Here is an 18116-nt window from a genome sequence, read left to right on the forward strand (position 1 = left end):
TCTAGGTAATTCCCTGTTTCCTTTGCCAGATTCAAGAAAGAAAATATCATCACTCTCTACAATACCTTCAAAACCATTAGGAACAGCCCCTTCAAAGGCACTTAATATCTTATGCCGCCAGTCAAATGAAGTTTGGAGACAGATACCTGTCTGTTCAGCACATTTCTTTATCGAATTGCCTAATAGCATATGGTACAAATAAACACTAAGCAAGTTCCCCTTTTTTAAACCAAAAGTAACTTTACCTGTAGTTTCCCTAAAATACTTCTTGCACGATTTACAAAAATAACGTTGCACACCATTAGCCTTGCCATTTGCACGGATATCGATGTCTTGACAATTAGGGCAATGTAGTGACTGGATTTGTTGCACCTCGGAATGAACAGTATACAAGTCAGGCTCTGAAGGATCGACCATAGATAATAGCTCCCTAATTACGGTCTCACGACCCGATTCATCTAGGCTTTTGAAAAATTCTGTGAAAGATTCTGGTACCATTTGCACTTGTTTTAAAACAAAGATAACTAGTTAAGTCGTATTATAGAATATAGCTTCCTAAAATAGATTTACTCGATAAAACGGGGTGCAATTAATACTACCTAAGGAACCTATAATTTTAAACCCTTAAAAAAGCACATCTAAAAAACTTTTGTCACTTTTTTAATGCGGTGGAACGCTTTAGGTTCAAAATAAAATTATGAATTGCCAATATAGAAAATGTGCATACATCTTATAAAAAATCATGTTTTTTTTAAAACGAAAGACTACTATTCTCTTATTGGTAAAACATAATTGTTCGCTATAAAAAAGCGATTCTTTTACCAGATGAACCTATGATATATTTCGGTACGATAATTTTTGCAACTACCATTTAAAAAATGGTAGTTTTTAAACGCTGAATTACCAGTTAAAAAATGGCAGTTTTCAAACGCTGAATCAGCAATTAATAAAATGCTGAATTGGTATTTTACAAAATGGCGTTTAATACGATGAGCAGTATGTCAAACGGCAGTTTAGAATTTCTTAACTGCTAATTAATAAACTGCTGAATCAGCAGTTAAAAAATGGTAGTTTTTAAACGCTGAATCACTAGTTAAAAAATGGCAGTTTTTAAACGGCAGTTTCAAAAAAAGAAAGGTACGAAGTAGAAAAACAAAACAGGAAACCTATGAGAAATAATAGTAGTAGTAAAATAGAAGAAATACACTGTTATTATATCTATCTTAATCACTTCTATAAGAAATAATTCCACTATTTATTTAGCTACAAAGCGCAACTATCCACTAAAAAAGTAGACATATATTCAATTTATTTTTTTCGAACCTTTTTTTGCTACGCTTAATTTATCCCCCCTATAAATTCGAAAAGCTTGCTATATCTATCCTTGAAGGATAGTAAGCCCTTTTTTCTTTGAACTAACCTACGTACCGACAGCCTCTACATAAGCAATAAAAGCTATTGTTTTTAATCTCTATTTTTCTGATATTGCGATAGATGTTTCTCTCTAATCGAATAAAATTTTATTCAAAATCAAACTTTAAAAACTAAAACAAATATTTAGAGACAGAAACTGAAAAATTAAAATAAACCATTAGAAATAAGTGTTTATGAAAAAACAAAAACCTTATTCTAGGGGATACCAAAAAACAAATGAACTAACAGAGATTTCTAATCAAGTAAAACGGCTTGTAAAAAATCCTATGATAAAAGGTCTTCTAGCAATAGGAGCTGTTTATGGGTTACTTTTTATCTCCAAGTATATTATAAAAGAATATGCAGAGGTAATTGTGGCATCTAAAAAGCTGAGAGATGCTCATAGACTATAATTTAGTAAAAAAACACTCTCTAAACGGTTATAGATAAGTATTTGAGAGACTTTGTGAGTTCACTGTATTAATATGATAGAAAAAAGAATTGCATCGGTTAAGGAGTCTATACTCAACAATACTTCTTTAACCAAATCAGACAGAGAATGGCTGAATAAACAAAAAAGGTTCTACGCAAAAAAACCAGAAAGTTTTAGTGTAATAAAACTAGAATTATTAGACTCTCTCAATCCTTATCTGGGATATAATTGGAAAGAAGGCTTGAATCTTAAAGAACAGGCTCAGAAAAAGAATGTAGAAGATATTTATCAAGCCATGAAGGAGGGAAAGCCACTTTCTGGAAGATTAATAGATTGGTTGAATGCTAAGAAAAATATTTATCATAAAACCCCTGACAAACTTGATGATAAACTTATTAAATTATTGGATAGCCTAAACCCTGTATTGGGTCGGGATTGGAGAGAGCCTTTTCGATTCCGTGAGCAACACTCAAATACAATGCTGCTTAAGCTTTCTTCTTCCTTAAAAAGTAAAAGAAAACCAGAAAAAATGGTAACAAAATGGCTTGTAAGACAAGGCTATAGTTATCGAAAAAATCCAGATACACTTAGAAAGAGTATCAAGGATAAATTAGATGCTTTGATTCCTCTATTAGGTTATGATTGGAAACTCCTTAGACGTAATGAGACAATATCGCTTGAGAAAAAGGTAGCAATAATCAAAAGAAAATTGCAGAAAAAAAGAAAACTAGATAAGAAGGAAAAAAGATGGTTAGCACATTATAGAAGAAAATATCACAAAGACCCATATACATATCCACAAGAACACATTACTGTATTAAATACTCTCAATGCATTTCTTGCAATTCCTTGGCAAGAATATGCCACAACAAAACCAAAGCCGAATAAACATTTTAAAGATTGGGTAAATGAAATTAAAGAACAAAAATTACCGTATCATTTACTTTCTGTAAAACAGAAAGACTACCTTAGAAAACAGCGTCAAAGGTATTTAAGTAACAAAAAAAAATACCCTCCAACTCAATTAATAGCCCTTAATAGTTTAAATGAAATATTGGAAAGAGATTGGAAAAAAAAGGTCAAAAAAAGTAAAAAACCAATCCCGTTTCATAAACAGATAAAAACAATTAAAGTTAAATTGCAAAGCAAAACTGAGTTGTCTTATAATGAAAAAAATCTTATTTCTCGTTCCAGAAATCTATACCATAAAGATAGCGTTTCACCTGAGAGAATAGAACAACTTAACACGTTGAGCTCTTTACTGGGTTACGACTGGAAAGATCCTTCGCGCCTAAGAAAAGACACTAAAACCTTTAAAGAACGGATAGCAGTTATAAAGGAGTGCTTAGAAAGCAATAAAGAATTACCATCAAGACAAAAAAAATGGCTTGATTATCATCGTGCACGCTATCTCAAGTCTCCAGATAATTATCCTGCTGATAAAATTTTTATACTGGATACTCTCAACCCATTATTAAAAAGAGATTGGAAGGTGAAAATTATAAATGTTAAAGAAAAAATTAGTTTTAAAGAGTCTATTGTAAAAGTCAGACAACAATTAATTGCTAAAAAAGAATTAACCGAAAAACAAAAAGCATGGCTTAATCTACAGCGATCATATTATAAAAAAAACACCCACTTAATGACAGAAAGCAAAATAAAATCTCTAGATTCTTTAAATATTCTATTAAAATATGATTGGAAAATGTATAAGCATGAAAGGTAGAACAACTAGAATTAAATTTTGATAGATAGTATCTCACTAAGTGTGTAAAGTTTAAAATATCGAGGGTAGTAACCTTTGATATTTTGTTGATTAATTTTAAATTTTACATACAATAAACAAAGAAGATTTATTAAACGACGAATTTCTAAAACAATTCAAGACAGGAGAAGAGTTAACCTCTTTCTCAAAACCTATCCAAAAACGGAGCATAGAAAGTCTATACTACTTTTTTTCTTCTATAATCACTTTACGATACGCCCAACTTACCCAAGAAAATAAAATTAAAAAGAAAATACTAAGTAATGAATATATTATTCTATTCTCAGAGGAGGTTATACCGAATAAAAGTTTTATAATATAGTATATACAAATAGTAATAATACTTAAAAAGATAAAAGGAAGAAATATTTTCAGAGCTAAGAATTGAGTTTTTTTGATTATCGTTTTGCCAGATAAAAAATTTAGTATATATAGAATACTACAAATAATTATAAAAAGAACCCACAAACAAGATATAATGAATAAGCTACTGGTTATTTTTGAACTTAATGATACTTCAATTAATTTATCTTTTTCTTCATTATAAGCTAATTTAATAGAATCACCAATAGTGTATGTCCTATATGGAGATTGATCAATTTCTTGTGTCACTCCTGAAACTATTACAGTTTTCACAATGACTTTTTGTTCATAATTTTCTGTAGACTCATCCCAAACACTATAGATATCAATTATTTCTCCTTCCCGTACCTTTAACGTTAACTGATCAGATAACTTGCTTAAAAAAACAGGAAATAACAAATAACAATATCCGATAGCAATAAAATACATCACAAAAATATAAATTATATTGCCTAGTCTAGATGAGAAGAACAACCATTTTTTGGGAATTTTTGAATACAAACCTATCGCTAACAGCAATGATACAAGAGTAATTATAATAAACGATATCATAATTTTATAATGTTAGCAACAAAAATGATTTGCCCATTTTAAAGGAATATTTTTCTTCTAATGATGATTTTCATCATCCATGACTGGAACAGTTTCTTCCCCATCTTCTAATTGACCTAATTTTTTTCTTTGGTTTTTTAATATTTTAAGGTCTTCTTTATTGAAATAATAATACAGCTCCATTAATAGAAAAATCTTAAAATTTTCATCTTTAAAATATGTATCAGAATATACCTCCTTAACTATGGCTTTATAAAACTTATATTCTTCTTTTTTTGTTTTAAATTCAATTTTACTATTCATTCTTAAAGAATCAATTTTTTTGAAGAATATTACATCAGCTTTGGCTAGTTGTTTAAAAATACTAAGTTCCCTAATTCTTTTGGATTTCTTTTGAAAACAATGATCATTTTCTGCAAGAAATTGCGTTGTGATTTGATTATTATGGTATATTTTATTTATTATTTCTACTTGAGAAGAATCAAACTCTCTATCATAATTATTAAATAGAGAGATTGTATACAAATCCCAATAAATTTCACTTCTCTTATTAATTATTTCATTTGCTACCAATTCTTTTTCTAAATAAGAAAACCATTCTTCACTGGTTTTCTCACTATCAAAGCATGAAAACAATAAGGATTTATCTTCTTGTTGTGCGCAACCACTTAGGCAACAACATAACCCTGAAAAAACAAGTAATTTATATATCGATTTCATTATCTAATAATTTCTAATGGCCCTCCTGTTTTTGGACGGTGAAGATTAATTATTAATGATGTTCTATAGTAATAATCCCCCTTTATATATTTGATTCGCATAGCATTTTTTCCTTTAAGGTTATTATCAATTCTCATTAATGTCACTACTCTTCCATTACCATAAAATTGCATTTTATAATTTTCTAGAGGTTCTGTTTTAACACCTTTTAATTCAAAATATTTCTTGTAATTATCTAAATCTTCTTTTACGGATAAGCTATCAGCATATACTGCTTGTGCCATTTCTTTTTGTTTGGTATAAATCATAGAAAATAAGGTTTCTTCATCTTTATCCACAATCGCTTGTCCATATTTTTCATGTATGGTAATTACTTCATCTAATAATATATCAGGATCTTCTTTGGTCAAATCTTGTGATTCTGACCACCCTGTCATGGTATAGGGTACTTTTACCTCAAATGTACCTGTGTACTCTACATAAGGTAATCCGTGCCCTGCAAAGATGGGTACATTTTCTGCCCCCTCGTCATTAGTTCCCTTTATGGTAGGGGTGGTAAAGGTAAATCCTTCATCCAAAGTATCGATCCCACCTCCTTCTTTAAAACGTACACCCGATACCACTAATTTAAAAGATGTTTTTTTTACCAAACTATCCATAAAAGTACCATCTTGTTTCTTTTGAGGATATAAACGTATGGTATAGGTTTGTAATCCTGGCTTAAGAATATCATAATTGATAGGAAAACTAGTACCGATACCTCCAGTATCGTAGTAGGTGTACACTTCCATATCATTTACCAAAAGTTCAAAACTACAATCACTACTATAAAAATCAGCATGATAGTTAATGGCTTCATTTCTATATTGTACTTCTTTATAGACTTGGCTTATTTTTTGTGTCATTTCTTTAGTTTCCTTTTGTTGTGCGCAACTGCTTATATTTATGGCTAGTAAGCAGATGATTAGGTTTTTCATAATTAATTATCGTTAAAATAAAATTTAGTTATAGGTTGTGCTTCTTGCTTATCAATCACTCGATACTTAAACTCTGATTTACCGCCTACTTTCTTCTCTTTAGAGGGTTCTTTTGAATTTCCTGAAGTGGTTTCTTCAACACGTTCTCCTTTTTCTTCACCTTTTGAAACTTTAACCTCTGCAACGGCGTACCCAATTAGTTCAAGTCCTTCAAAGGTATTCTTTATATCCATATAAAATCCTTTTTGATCAGCTGCAATTTTGGCATGAACAGAATCTGATGCGGTAGCACTAATCCCTATTGCTCCTGTAAGTATTACTTGATGCTTTAAGACACGAGCTGTTTTTACAGCTTTAATACTGGCTTCTAGCTTTATGGTTAGGTTTCCTTTTAGGGTAGCGACTTCTGCACCAGATGATTTTGCGGTATCAGGTTCAAAACTATTTTCTCCTGTAAGGGTATTGATTTCTCCTTGTATATATCCCCCAAAAGTACCTGTAGCTGTTAGATCACAAGTAATAGCACTACCATCTCCCATCATACTCATCGCAATATCAGCAGCTGCAATTAATGCTAACACTGCTGGATGTGCTCTTTGTGCTAATGCCAGAAAATCTAATTTAATTTCTAATCCTATTAGAGGACTTGCACTTATTTTACCTCTAACTACAGTACCTACCTTATGTCCCATATTTGTGGTAATATTGGCATTGGTAGTTTTGGTTCCTTTTAGATACCAATCAAAGGCAAAGGATAGACTAGGGTAGATAATTCTGAAAGTAACTAAATTACGATTGATATCGATCCCTGCTTTTTCTCCTTTCTTTTTTAAGCTTTGTTGTAGGTTATCACGATTTCTGTATCGTTTTAATAATTTTTCTTTATCCTTTGATCTTTGTTTATCAAGTGCTTTTTGTGATGGATATTTATCTCTAGGATAATTCTTGTTTTTTAGATGCTTTATTTCTTTTTCATTATCCTGTAATTTGTCTAACGCCTTTTTTACATCGGGTTGATTGTTAATTTTTATCTGATCTTCTTTTTCTTTTTTTCTTGCAGCTTTTTTTGCTTTTCTTAGAGCTTCTTGATGTTTCTCATCAGGTTCATCATGATCAGATTCAGGGTCTTTTTTGTTCCCTAATATGGTCTCTTTGATAAATCCACCAATATCATTAAAGTTATCCATAATAGGACTTATCACTTTTTTGAAAGGGGCAGAGAGATCATATTCATCTTGTTTTGCAAAAGCAGTTTTATCAGAAAACTCACCATACTCTTTATTACGATTGAAAGCCACTTTTAGCCCAAAATCCCAAGAACCATCACCACTTTTTATAAATCCTTTGGTAGCATTCTCTTTTTCTTTATTGGTTTGTCTTGTACTATTACCCCACCCCATTTGTTTTGATTTGTCTACCTGGTTAAGGTTAAGGTATACCGACCATTTTACATTAGGATATGTATTGATTATAATACCTCGATTATACCTACAACTCTGCGCAGTGATTGAATATGGGTGTGGCTTGATACCTCCTGTCCATAAATATCGTAATATAAACGGCAGAGGTGTTGATAGCCCCCATAACTTTATAGAATCGGTATTGTATGGATATAAAGCATAAAAAACAAGCTTTGTTTCTGTATGTTCTAATACTTCTACTATCTTGTCATCTACTATTTGTCCTTCATTAGTCCTTTTTAAAGTTACATTATTTGTGCTCACATTATATCCAAGCTCTGTAGACATTTTTTTTAGCTGTTCTTCAAGAAAGTTACCTATCTCATTTTTTTTATCTGATTCGATTACTCTTTTAATGAACTCATCAGCTATATTAAAAACAAGCATATTATCTTTATGCGCATTTCCTGTGGTTGTTTTTGGGACATTTTCTGAGACACAAGCTTTTGGCATTGTGCCTTCTTTATCATCAGAATTTATCAAATCTATAATTACTTTTCTTCTATGTCCATTACCTCCTGTTACAACTTCATAAGGTTCAAAAACAGGTTTATTAAGTGGTTCTTCTTCAAAAGCTACATATGTTCTCTGCTTTTTGTCTTTTTTGGTTTTTGAATCTAAATTAAATTCGCTAATCTCTATATACTTATAATGACAAGGTTCTGTTCCTTTAGCTTCCTTAAGAACGCTATCTTCAATGATTACTGTTTTGGGATCATAATCTGGTCTAGATTCCTCTAGTTCATATGGTTTTGGTAATCTTACTTGTAAAGGTTCTGAAATATAATTTGGGTCATATCGGTTTGGTTTTAAACCAAGCATCACTTCGCGTATTGCATATTTTTCTAATCTAGGATGATCTACCAATATTCTTAACTCTATAGAGTCCCCCCACATTGTTTTGTGTTTTCCCCAAGTTTTACTTAAAGAGATCAAAAAAGTAAGTGTTCCATCTACACCAATAGTTTGGTTATATTTTTGAAAAATATCATAATTATCAGGAAATACTAAACGATCATGTATTGAAGTACCTTTCCATCTAACAACTTCTTCTCCATTTTTTCTGTTATGATTAGTTATTCTTTCTCTAGAATGTATTTCTCCCTCGTCTTCATAGAGTAAACTAGTATCCCCCCAACGGTCGTCCCATATAGAAACCTTAACTAACTCTTCATTAAGTCCTGTTGTCTCTAACTTTAACAAAACCCATTGCCCCAGATACTTTTCTTCTGTTATCTCACTACCATCTGGGTTTAGCCAAGTAGCTTTTACAGTTGGCGGTGGTGGTTCAAAAGAGATAATCATACTTAAATTATCTGTAGTGTAACAACCAGTCTCAAAATTCGAAGTTTCTTTAAAAGCTTCTATCCAATATCCTTGTTTTGACTTATACCCTTCATTTACAGCAATTGAAACTGTTTTTCTACTAGCTCTATCAGTGGGTTTTTTATCAATCCCATCTACTGTTTTTTGCCATTGAAAAGATGTTCCTGATTCAATATCCCAAAGATCCCATAAAAAACCTTGAAATAAATCTTTTCCCAGAGCAGACACCATTGCTTCAGTTTGGTATAGTTCAAGTTTTATCTTTGCGCTATCTTTTAATATCAGATGTCTATTCGTTTCATTCCAACTTACTACTTTTTCGGGATTTTTTAAGTCCTCTTCTATAACTCGTATACCAAAACCTCTAATCATTGTATAAATATTAACTTAGTTGAATACATCCAAAAGGGTCTATATTTTCTATTCTATTTGGGTCAATAAGTGGATTTAGTTGACTTTGTACAATTTCATTTGCTTCTTGTACTTCTGTGTTAGATACAGATGGTTGTTGCCCATGCATTATAAATTCAACACAAGGAGTGCCCGCAATTGCGCATATTCCTTTGCTATCCTCTACGAGTACTTGTCCTTGGTTACTTAAAGTCACTTTATCATAAAAATCTTGCCAAGTAGTTATACTAGGAATACAAGGTAAATATCCACTAGAGCTTGGCTGTAGTTTGCATTGACCAAAAGTACCTTTTTCTAATGGAATACCTATATCCATAGTAGAAGCAATTAATTTCTCAGCTCCTTCTGCATCATTCACATATTCATTGGGAGCACTCAACACTTTTAATTTATCAGGAGTAAAACCGTTTTTACACTGGCATAATGCTCCATTACATACTATATGTCCTGTTACACTCATATTTTTATTTAGTTTTACAATTCATTAATTATTATGGTAGTAGAAATGTTATTTCCATCTAGATTTATCGTTACTGTAGACCTACAGAATTTAAGCATCCCTGTTTTTCTATCCAGATCATATTGTAGATTACAATTACCTTGAGGAATTGTTTTTTCTTTAGAAACCTGCATATTAAATCTTTTTTTATTTTTAAGATCCATTATGCTTCTATTATCTGCTATTTCTCCTTTATATTCTACTTTTACTGTATTATATTCTGTATAATATTTTTGCACAGTTTGTACCCCCACATATCGTATTGGATTTGTAAAAGGAATTATAGGAAAATTAAATACTACTTCAGATTTTAGATTCTTGTCATACGCTCTAGTTTCAGCAATATGTTTTAATAGAGATAAGAAAATATCTTGTCCTAAAGCTCTATTCATAGCATTTACATTTTCTATTATCTTTTCTGTGGCTGTTACATACTTAGCCACGTATTCTCCTTGAAACTTATTTAATATTTCTTTTTTTAGCTTATTCCATCGTTCCTTAATTTCTATAGGATTTTTTATTTTGTAGTCCAAAAAACCAATTACAATAGGGTACAGAACTCCTCCACAGATATTTGCTAATTCTTCTATAGTCGTATTTGGTAGTTCGTTGTTTATGTAAATGTCACTTTTATTTATTTGATAACAATATTCTCCCTCTTTAGTATGGGTAGTCTGTATTTTAGTTTCAAAATCAAGTTGTTGAGCTTTTGAATTATTTTCTTCTTGAATAATTCTAACTCCATATGTAAGATTTGCCTCTTTGGTTAAATAAGGTAGATAACAAATCCCAGGAGCATCTATTGGTGATACAATCAAAGAAGAATAGTTACCTTGAGAAATTGTTATCACTTTTTCTTTCTTTTTATTAATAGTATTAGAGTACTCGGGGAGATCTTCTTCATTTAAAAATGACAACCTTCGTTTCATTATTACAATCCTTTTTTAATAAATTTAACCCCACCGTTTTCACCCTTCATAATAATTTTCTTGGCAGTAGTTAGTTCGATATTGCCATCATGAGCATTCCACACAATACTTTCTGCTTTTTCTATATATTTTTTACAAGTTTTAATAATCATTCCTGCCATAATTAAAATAATTTTATTTTATCATTACTATTATTTACAACTTGATTAGAACTGTTTAATTCTATATTTTCTACAGTACTATTTGCATTAATTTTATCAGCGTTGGTTTCAATATTTTTTGCTTTTGTTTCCATATTTTCATCAGCAGTATGATATAAATTAGATGCAGTTAAATTATGATCTTTAGTTATATTTTCGTTCTTAAAACCACTAACATTTACATTCATATCTTCTGCTACTTCAATAGACAGGTTTTTAGATCTAAGAATCATTTCTTCTGGTGCAGATATAGTAATACGTCCGTTTGAAGTATCTAAACATATTAAATTATTCCTTTTATCAGAAATAGTAATCATTTCTGCCCCATTACTATCATCTAGGGTAATGGTGTGCTGACTCTTTGTTCTAATTGCTTTTATATCATTATTCTGTGATTGCCAAGGTGATGGATTTTGACTACCATTATACAAAGCACCTAGTACAAAGGGGCGTTCTGCATTACCACCCTCAAACCCTACCATTACCTCTTCATTGATCTCTGGAATAAAATGAAATCCTTTGTCTGCGCCTGCATGTGGGGTTATCATACGTAACCAAGGTGTACGCTCTCCCAATCGCTTCTGCCAAGAAAATTGTACTTTGATTCTACCTAATCCATCTGGGTCGGAATTCTCTACTACGGTAGCGGTTTGTGTTTCACTTTTTGGAAATCTGTAGATATCCATCTTGGGGTAAGCATCAAAATTGGCATCTACTGCCTCAAACTCATTTTTGTATACACCGCCTTCTACATTGGTATGTACTATTTTGGTAACTCTATAACTACCATGACCATTGATCCTTATGATTTGCCCTAAACAAACTCCTGGATTATCACTACCGCCTTTTGCTATAATTTGCTGTATGGCTCTACTTTTTGTATAAGCTTCTATTTGAGCATCTAATCGAGGCTTCATAGTGGCATCGGTATACAAAGGATTGTATATGCGTGTTTGCTTATTGTATAGCTCTCTAGATTTGCTATCTGCAAAGCCATGATAGCCTGTTGATGGTATGCTCACTTCGCTGCTATTTTTCTGATGTTGTTCATTTGCGATGTAATCATTGGTAAAATAAGAAGCATTATTTGGCATAGGCTCCATATTGATACTGAACTTTTTGAGATCAATACCATAAGACAATTCTATTTCTTCTGTAGAGGGTCTACCAAAGATCAATTGCTTACCATCATAGTAAAACCACTCATTATAATAGGCAGATAATCTACTTGCATAGGCAAAATCACTCTCATTATGTTGTACACTATAATGAATAGTACTGGTGTTGGTAGGCGCAAAGTTTGTTTCTAATTTACCCAGATCATACCCTTGAAAAGTGTCTTGCAAGATATCTGATAAGCCTACCTCGCTATATGAAGCATAATGAGGGAAGTTATCTGCCAGTATACTGGCACTTTTTGCTTTTATACAGATCAAATCTCCTTGTGATTCTTCAAACCCTTTTACGGTTTCAACCCCTGTAACTACCCCTTTAAATTCTAATTCTCTATAACTATCTACAGTAGAATTGGCACTTACTTGTATGGTAATAATACTACCTATATATTCTTTACTCTCGCCAATTAGCTCATCAGAGAGTTGTTCTATTGCATCGGTACGGCATACCAATTCTAGTGAATGATGGGCATCGATCTCTTGGTGTAACTGAAGCCTTTTATAGGAACTCAGTTGTTTGTTGGCGATATAGATGGTGGTGGTAGTTTGTATGGCCATAATTCATTTTTTACTGTTAACTGATTTGATTGTATTTTGTTTGTGTGTTATTTTGATAGTCAATTATTTGATCTCTAAATATAAATGATGCAATTGATTCTACAAAACCCAAAAAGCAGGGGAAAAACCCCCTGTATGGTTGATGACACGATTTTTATAACGTCTTTTTTGGTTTTTAAAATCATAGCTTATTTTGTATTTAAATTACTGTAAATCAATCAACTGTGTTTTAGTTTTGTTTTTTATCGTACTACTATTTCCTCTTTTTGGAATAGCCAAATTTTTTAACATTTGATTTTTCCTCGGCAGATTTACAAAAAATGCTTAAATAAATTGTACTGGTCTCTCAAATGATAGGCCAATACTACGACATAGTAGTCACGCTTTTTGAAACTGAGCTATTTTTTTTCATTCCCGACTTGCTCGGGAATCTATTACAGTAAAAGGGTTGTTGTTGTTTACTTTATTATTTTACATTTTGCGATTTTATATTTTATATAGAGGCACTTGTAATATAAACACCCTATATGCACTACTAAGCATACAAATTGTCTATTAGTTTAACCCACTTAAATACAAGCACCTCATATCAATTTGGGGCAAAAAAAGTAACCGTAATTGTTATCAATTTTTATAGTGTATCTAATTACCTTATTTTTCATTCTTCTTTGTTTTGTGCTTCTCTATATAGATCATAAATTTTTCCACATATCATCATCTCTTTTGGCTTATTATTGGATAGGTTTGTTTCAAATGTATTTACATTAATACCAAGCGAAACAACTATTGAGTATAGAACTATTTTAGGTAAATCATATTCGTATTCTTCCATTATTTTATTTATTTTTACAAAAGGAAATGGGAGTTACCAAATAGATATATACAAACTCAATTTTATTTTTTATAAAAAACACTCCCGTTCCTTTTTTATTACAACTAGGATTGTTGTTCTCTTCTCACCATTTTTTTGATTTCTTTTTGATCGATTGATAGTCCCCGTTTTTTCAAAGACATCAAGGTACTTAGACAGCTATAGTTACTTAGAAATGAATAAGTGATAATGAAAACCATATATAAATTGTCTTTGTACCCGACATCTTTGGAGTGAATAGAATCACTCAAAATCAACTTAAAACTTGTTTTTAGGGTAATTTCGGATTTTATTGTTTTGATTTTATTCTAGTTAGACCAAAATAGATGAACTGTTTTATGTTGTTTTGGTTTCTATTCTTTATTTTTACCAGAAACATCGAGGTACACATACACTTGGGATATAAGTGTTGGTATTGCTTTACAAAAAATTATTATTTCTAAATAGTTGCGTTTTTTTGAATTAAATAGCTTTACCTCAATTTATGTGTATGATTTGTACCCGATACTTCTGGCGGGGGTTACCCATAATCAAACTCAATTAAACCTAACTTCTAATTCTTATCATTGGCATATATTTATGGTTGATTATTTATACTAAGTTGTTAGATGAAATCTATTTCTAATCATTAAAAAGATTCTGGCTCTAAAAATGATCTGGATAGCCTGTTCACAGTGTATTCCTTTTTTATAGAGTTTTATAGCCCAATCATAGATCGTTTTCTCATAACACATATCATTATCTACGCACTTTTTAAAGTCAGTTAAATCCATATGCAAGTATTTTACAATACAGGAAATAAATTTTTTTCTTTTATAATAGTTGTCAGTCTTCATAGTTATTTGGGGTGTTAATTGTTTAAAACATTTTTTTTATATATTCCTCTAAAGCTTCAATAATTGAAGGATTTAGCTTTCGATTGTATTTCAAAAACTTTTGAATCGCCCCTCTTTGAATATTAAGTTCCCGTTCTAAAGAAAGAATGTTTAACACTTTTTTATTCTTAATTAACCAGGCTTCTATTTTTTTTCTGCCTTTTGGTTTCAAAATGATTAATTTTAGATGTGGAAATTTCCACATATTTTGTTACCTAGTATTTATGTTTCAATTTACTTCCTATCTTTGTTAGGATCAGACAAATATAATAAAATTATAGCTTACTAATAAGCAAAAGTTTAATTTTTTTAAGCTAAAACATATTAAATGAAAGAAAAAATCAAACAGATAATGGATTATTATGGTCTTAATCAGAAGGAATTTGCTTTTAAGATCAGTGTTTCTGCCCAAACGATAAGTGATGTATTGAAAGATAAAAGAAATGCAGGAGACAAAATCACTCATGGTATTCTAGAAACTTTTGATGAAATTAATCCATTATGGCTTTTGAGGGATATTGGAGATATGTTTTTAGATAGCGAAAAAATGGATCAAGTAAAAAGAAAGAAAATTAACAAAAACCTTCATTTTCAAAATTTAGAAGAACTAGCTTTGTTTTGTGCTAATCATGAAGATGAGCTCATGAAAATAAAAGTGTTCTCAAATATAATTGAAAAAAATGCTGCTGCAGAAGTTTTAAAATTAGTTAAGAGTTTTAAAGGCCTTAATTAAAAGCTGGTAAATTTTATGTTTTTTAAGACGAAAACCTGAAACTCCGTTATAGAGGTAAATTTTATTTTTATAATATTATTTAAATCGTCGACTATTTCATCCATGTCTTTCTTTTGCCTTGTTAAGCATTCTTCAATATCTCTATCAATTTCTTTTTTGATTGTTTTATTAACAAAAGATAACCCTGTAATACTTTTTTTGAGAATTTTTTTTCCTTCTGAGCGCTCTATCATTTCTGTGACAGTTTTTTAATTTCTCCTAAATAATCATTAATATACTCCTTATGATCTTGCTTGGGGAGCTTATTGATATATTTCTTTTTCACATCAAGTGTGATAAAACTTAATAGATTTTGAATTTTTAATTTTAAATCTATTTGGGATAAAGCGTAGAAATATTTTCCTATAATAAATGCAATTATTGTTCCTAAAATAGCTAATGAAAACAATAGTAAAATATATAAATTTTGAGGCAGATCAGGTTTCGGATAGAAAACCCATGTTACATAAAAAAGTCCTGTAATTAAACCCGAAATACTAAATGCCAATGTTATTCTTCTCCAAAAGAAATCTTCTTCTTTTAGAAATAGTATAAGTAAATATAGTCCAAGAAAAACTGTAGTAACAGGCATACCTAAATGACCAAAAAAGATTTTAATATTTCTAAAACCAAATACTTTATCCAGTCTTAAGGATTTTTTATACTTTTTTTTAAGTACCTCTGATTCTTTTTCTAATTTAAGAATCAGAGGTATTTGATAAGTCAATTCTGAATCTAAGTAATTTTTAGTAATCTGACCCTTGTTATATTCAGACAAACAAATTTTTAAATTAGCATCAGCAGTTTTTCTTTCATCATCTATTTTAAAATAAGAATTTTCAGCTTTTATTACTGCTTTACTTTTTTTTGGAAAATATACTCCTATAAAAGCAATAATAAACACTCCAATTATAATAATAGTTGTAAAAAGTATTTTTACTATTTTTATGGCATTTGAGACTTTAGCTTTAGTCTCTGGTTCCAACAGTTTCAGCATCATCTTTATCTATTGAAGATAACTCAAAATTTGATGATTTATCATTTTTAACAATATCGGTATCTAAGTTGTCCGTGTCTTCCTCAATGGAGCTTGTTTCACATCCAACCGAAATTATAGATAGAAAAATAACAATTAAGCAATGATAAATAGTTTTCATGACTAAGTTTTTTGAATTTATATATCTTAAAGATATAACTTAGTTCAGTTTTTCTATTTCATTCATTGATCAATTCATATCAAATTCAGGTTTAGCTTATTTAACAATTTATTTAGGATAAAATTAGTACATATCATTGAAAAACAGTTACGGTTTTACCACATTTTTACAAGAAATTGCTTATTGATAAAAACATAGCTTATAAATTTTAGTTATTTCTTTGTGAGTTACTATAAATATTAGGATTTATTTATCATTTTCAAGCCTACTTTTGTGCTAGAAAGCACATTTTTTATAAAGAGATTGTGTTTTTTAAATTATTTATAAATAATTTAAGTGTCAGCAAAAACTTTTTTCTTTCAATTAATTGATTGTATACAGAGAATGAAGAACATCTTTTAAACTGCTATATATTAGAAGTATTATATTTTTTATACTATCTCAATCTACATCTATAATTAATGTTTCCATACGCAAAAGAAGATGTAAGAAATCAATTGAAAACATCTAATGATTTATGATAAGCATGGCGAGAATTGAGTAATAGAAAGTGTAGATTTAATTTCTACAAACGTATAGCCGAATTACTACAAAAAGAAGACCTGAGCCATGATTTTATAAAAGTATTGTAATTTCCAAGCTATGAGCACTGCAATTTGTATTCGAAATAAGTTAGTACTATTATTCCTTAAGTGTTCATTTGATTGAAGTGTGGAAGAGGTAGGTTATCTTTTCGGATCTTGTAGATTACTTTTTAACTTTGCTTTTTGTCTTTGCGATATTTTTTGGTGTAAATCTATACCCAATCTAATCGTGTTCATTACAAGGTACGCGGCAGAAACTATTTTTAGTATAGTTGTAATAGTATCTTTTTCGACAAGATTTTCTGAAATTTTCTTCATTTTACGGTTTGATTACAATTATGTTATTTATTCTTTACAAGCATCTCTTACCTCTTTAAATGATCGGATCATTTTTGCAGTAGCACTAAAGAAGTATTTAGAAAGGTATAGCGTTCCAAAAACAGTTCCGCCAATAACAATAGTATTTGTTATGGTTTTTACGATTGGTTTGTTGAAGCAAGGTTCACTTTTAGTTACCATTTTTCTAATGGTATTGATGTTTTGTTTGATTCTGTCTTGATCTGGTTTCTTTTTGAGGTGTTTTTTGTTTCTTTCCATAGCTTTTGATGATGTTAAATACAAGCAGACAACCTAGACTTATACCAAGTGCCCAGATAACTTTTTTGAGTTTTTGATTTTTAGTAAAAAGATGATCTCTTTGATCTATGGTTAATTCGAGTTCTTTGGGGATATCTTTGATAAGATCAAGTTTATAACAGTCAATGGGAGTATAGTTTTTCATAGTAAGTTAGACTTATGTTTTTGTGATTAAGAGCTGATTATCTTTTATATGTACTAAAGCATATAGTTTAGCCCCCAATAAGTTCGGAGTGTTCTTTTAAATTTCAAACTAATACATTTGAGATATGAAATACAAGAAATGGACTTTAGACCAGAAGTTAGAAATACTAGCTACTTCGGAAGAGATTGGTATCGTAGAAGCTTGTCGTAAGTATGGAGTTAGCACTGGCACTTTTTATAGTTGGAGAAAGAAGTTTGACCATCAGGGAGAGGCTGGTTTAAAAGTTACTTATGAA

18 protein-coding genes and 1 pseudogene are annotated in these 18116 nt (G+C 30.4%); 4 read left to right on the forward strand and 15 right to left on the reverse strand.

What is annotated here, in order from left to right:
• A pseudogene (locus CVD18_RS17440) lies at window positions 1-498 on the reverse strand (hypothetical protein); the annotation flags it as partial.
• Between the two features lie 1109 nt (window positions 499-1607).
• On the opposite strand from CVD18_RS17440, the gene CVD18_RS17445 reads away from it, so the two are divergent.
• Both CVD18_RS17445 and CVD18_RS17450 read left to right on the forward strand, forming a co-directional pair.
• Window positions 1608-1826 (forward strand): hypothetical protein, encoded by a 219-nt coding sequence (locus tag CVD18_RS17445; RefSeq protein ID WP_103866701.1) that lies wholly within the window; start codon window positions 1608-1610, stop codon window positions 1824-1826.
• 72 nt (window positions 1827-1898) lie between these two features.
• Window positions 1899-3572: a hypothetical protein gene (locus CVD18_RS17450; protein WP_103866702.1), complete on the forward strand. Its 1674-nt coding sequence runs from the start codon at window positions 1899-1901 to the stop codon at window positions 3570-3572.
• Between the two features lie 222 nt (window positions 3573-3794).
• Here CVD18_RS17450 and CVD18_RS17455 read toward each other — a convergent pair whose 3' ends face one another.
• The 10 genes from CVD18_RS17455 to CVD18_RS17495 form a co-directional block, all read right to left on the reverse strand.
• A complete protein-coding gene (locus CVD18_RS17455) occupies window positions 3795-4403 on the reverse strand; it encodes a hypothetical protein (protein ID WP_103866703.1) in 609 nt (202 codons plus the stop codon).
• A gap of 180 nt (window positions 4404-4583) precedes the next feature.
• A complete protein-coding gene (locus CVD18_RS17460) occupies window positions 4584-5246 on the reverse strand; it encodes a hypothetical protein (RefSeq protein WP_103866704.1) in 663 nt (220 codons plus the stop codon).
• Window positions 5246-6223, reverse strand: a complete 978-nt coding sequence (locus CVD18_RS17465; protein ID WP_103866705.1) for a hypothetical protein — start codon at window positions 6221-6223, stop codon at window positions 5246-5248. Before CVD18_RS17465 ends, CVD18_RS17460 begins: the two co-directional genes overlap by 1 nt.
• A 2-nt stretch (window positions 6224-6225) precedes the next feature.
• Entirely contained in the window at window positions 6226-9381 is a 3156-nt protein-coding gene (locus tag CVD18_RS17470) for a hypothetical protein (protein ID WP_103866706.1), read from the reverse strand.
• 10 nt (window positions 9382-9391) lie between these two features.
• Window positions 9392-9880, reverse strand: a complete 489-nt coding sequence (locus CVD18_RS17475) for a DUF4280 domain-containing protein (protein ID WP_103866707.1) — start codon at window positions 9878-9880, stop codon at window positions 9392-9394.
• A gap of 14 nt (window positions 9881-9894) precedes the next feature.
• Entirely contained in the window at window positions 9895-10848 is a 954-nt protein-coding gene (locus tag CVD18_RS17480) for a hypothetical protein (protein ID WP_103866708.1), read from the reverse strand.
• Between the two features lie 2 nt (window positions 10849-10850).
• Window positions 10851-11009 carry a hypothetical protein gene (locus tag CVD18_RS22695; protein ID WP_158250488.1) on the reverse strand — a complete coding sequence of 53 codons (159 nt, stop codon included), beginning with the start codon at window positions 11007-11009 and terminating at the stop codon, window positions 10851-10853.
• 2 nt (window positions 11010-11011) lie between these two features.
• Complete coding sequence (locus CVD18_RS17485; protein WP_103866709.1) at window positions 11012-12781, reverse strand: type VI secretion system Vgr family protein; 1770 nt, start codon at window positions 12779-12781, stop codon at window positions 11012-11014.
• 658 nt (window positions 12782-13439) lie between these two features.
• Window positions 13440-13613, reverse strand: coding sequence for a hypothetical protein (locus tag CVD18_RS22700; protein WP_158250489.1), 174 nt, complete (start codon window positions 13611-13613; stop codon window positions 13440-13442).
• Window positions 13614-14510: 897 nt separating this feature from the next.
• Window positions 14511-14699, reverse strand: a complete 189-nt coding sequence (locus CVD18_RS17495) for a hypothetical protein (RefSeq protein WP_146052828.1) — start codon at window positions 14697-14699, stop codon at window positions 14511-14513.
• A 156-nt stretch (window positions 14700-14855) separates the two neighbouring features.
• Here CVD18_RS17495 and CVD18_RS17500 point away from each other — a divergent pair, with 156 nt between their 5' ends.
• A complete protein-coding gene (locus tag CVD18_RS17500) occupies window positions 14856-15260 on the forward strand; it encodes a helix-turn-helix transcriptional regulator (protein ID WP_103866712.1) in 405 nt (134 codons plus the stop codon).
• Here CVD18_RS17500 and CVD18_RS17505 read toward each other — a convergent pair.
• The 4 genes from CVD18_RS17505 to CVD18_RS17520 form a co-directional block, all read right to left on the reverse strand.
• Window positions 15257-15493: a hypothetical protein gene (locus CVD18_RS17505; RefSeq protein WP_103866713.1), complete on the reverse strand. Its 237-nt coding sequence runs from the start codon at window positions 15491-15493 to the stop codon at window positions 15257-15259. The two genes, CVD18_RS17500 and CVD18_RS17505, sit on opposite strands and share 4 nt — an antisense overlap.
• Window positions 15490-16299: a hypothetical protein gene (locus CVD18_RS17510; protein ID WP_146052829.1), complete on the reverse strand. Its 810-nt coding sequence runs from the start codon at window positions 16297-16299 to the stop codon at window positions 15490-15492. Before CVD18_RS17510 ends, CVD18_RS17505 begins: the two co-directional genes overlap by 4 nt.
• Complete coding sequence (locus CVD18_RS22705; RefSeq protein WP_103866715.1) at window positions 16268-16456, reverse strand: hypothetical protein; 189 nt, start codon at window positions 16454-16456, stop codon at window positions 16268-16270. The genes CVD18_RS17510 and CVD18_RS22705 overlap by 32 nt, the downstream gene beginning before the upstream one ends.
• Before the next feature lie 929 nt (window positions 16457-17385).
• Window positions 17386-17637: a hypothetical protein gene (locus CVD18_RS17520; RefSeq protein WP_103866716.1), complete on the reverse strand. Its 252-nt coding sequence runs from the start codon at window positions 17635-17637 to the stop codon at window positions 17386-17388.
• A 308-nt stretch (window positions 17638-17945) separates the two neighbouring features.
• Between CVD18_RS17520 and CVD18_RS17525 the strand changes: the two genes are divergently transcribed.
• The coding region (locus tag CVD18_RS17525) for a helix-turn-helix domain-containing protein (RefSeq protein ID WP_146052830.1) at window positions 17946-18116 on the forward strand (171 nt) is incomplete at its 3' end.

Origin of the sequence: Aquimarina sp. I32.4 (assembly GCF_002924285.1) — a bacterium.
Lineage (GTDB): Bacteria > Bacteroidota > Bacteroidia > Flavobacteriales > Flavobacteriaceae > Aquimarina.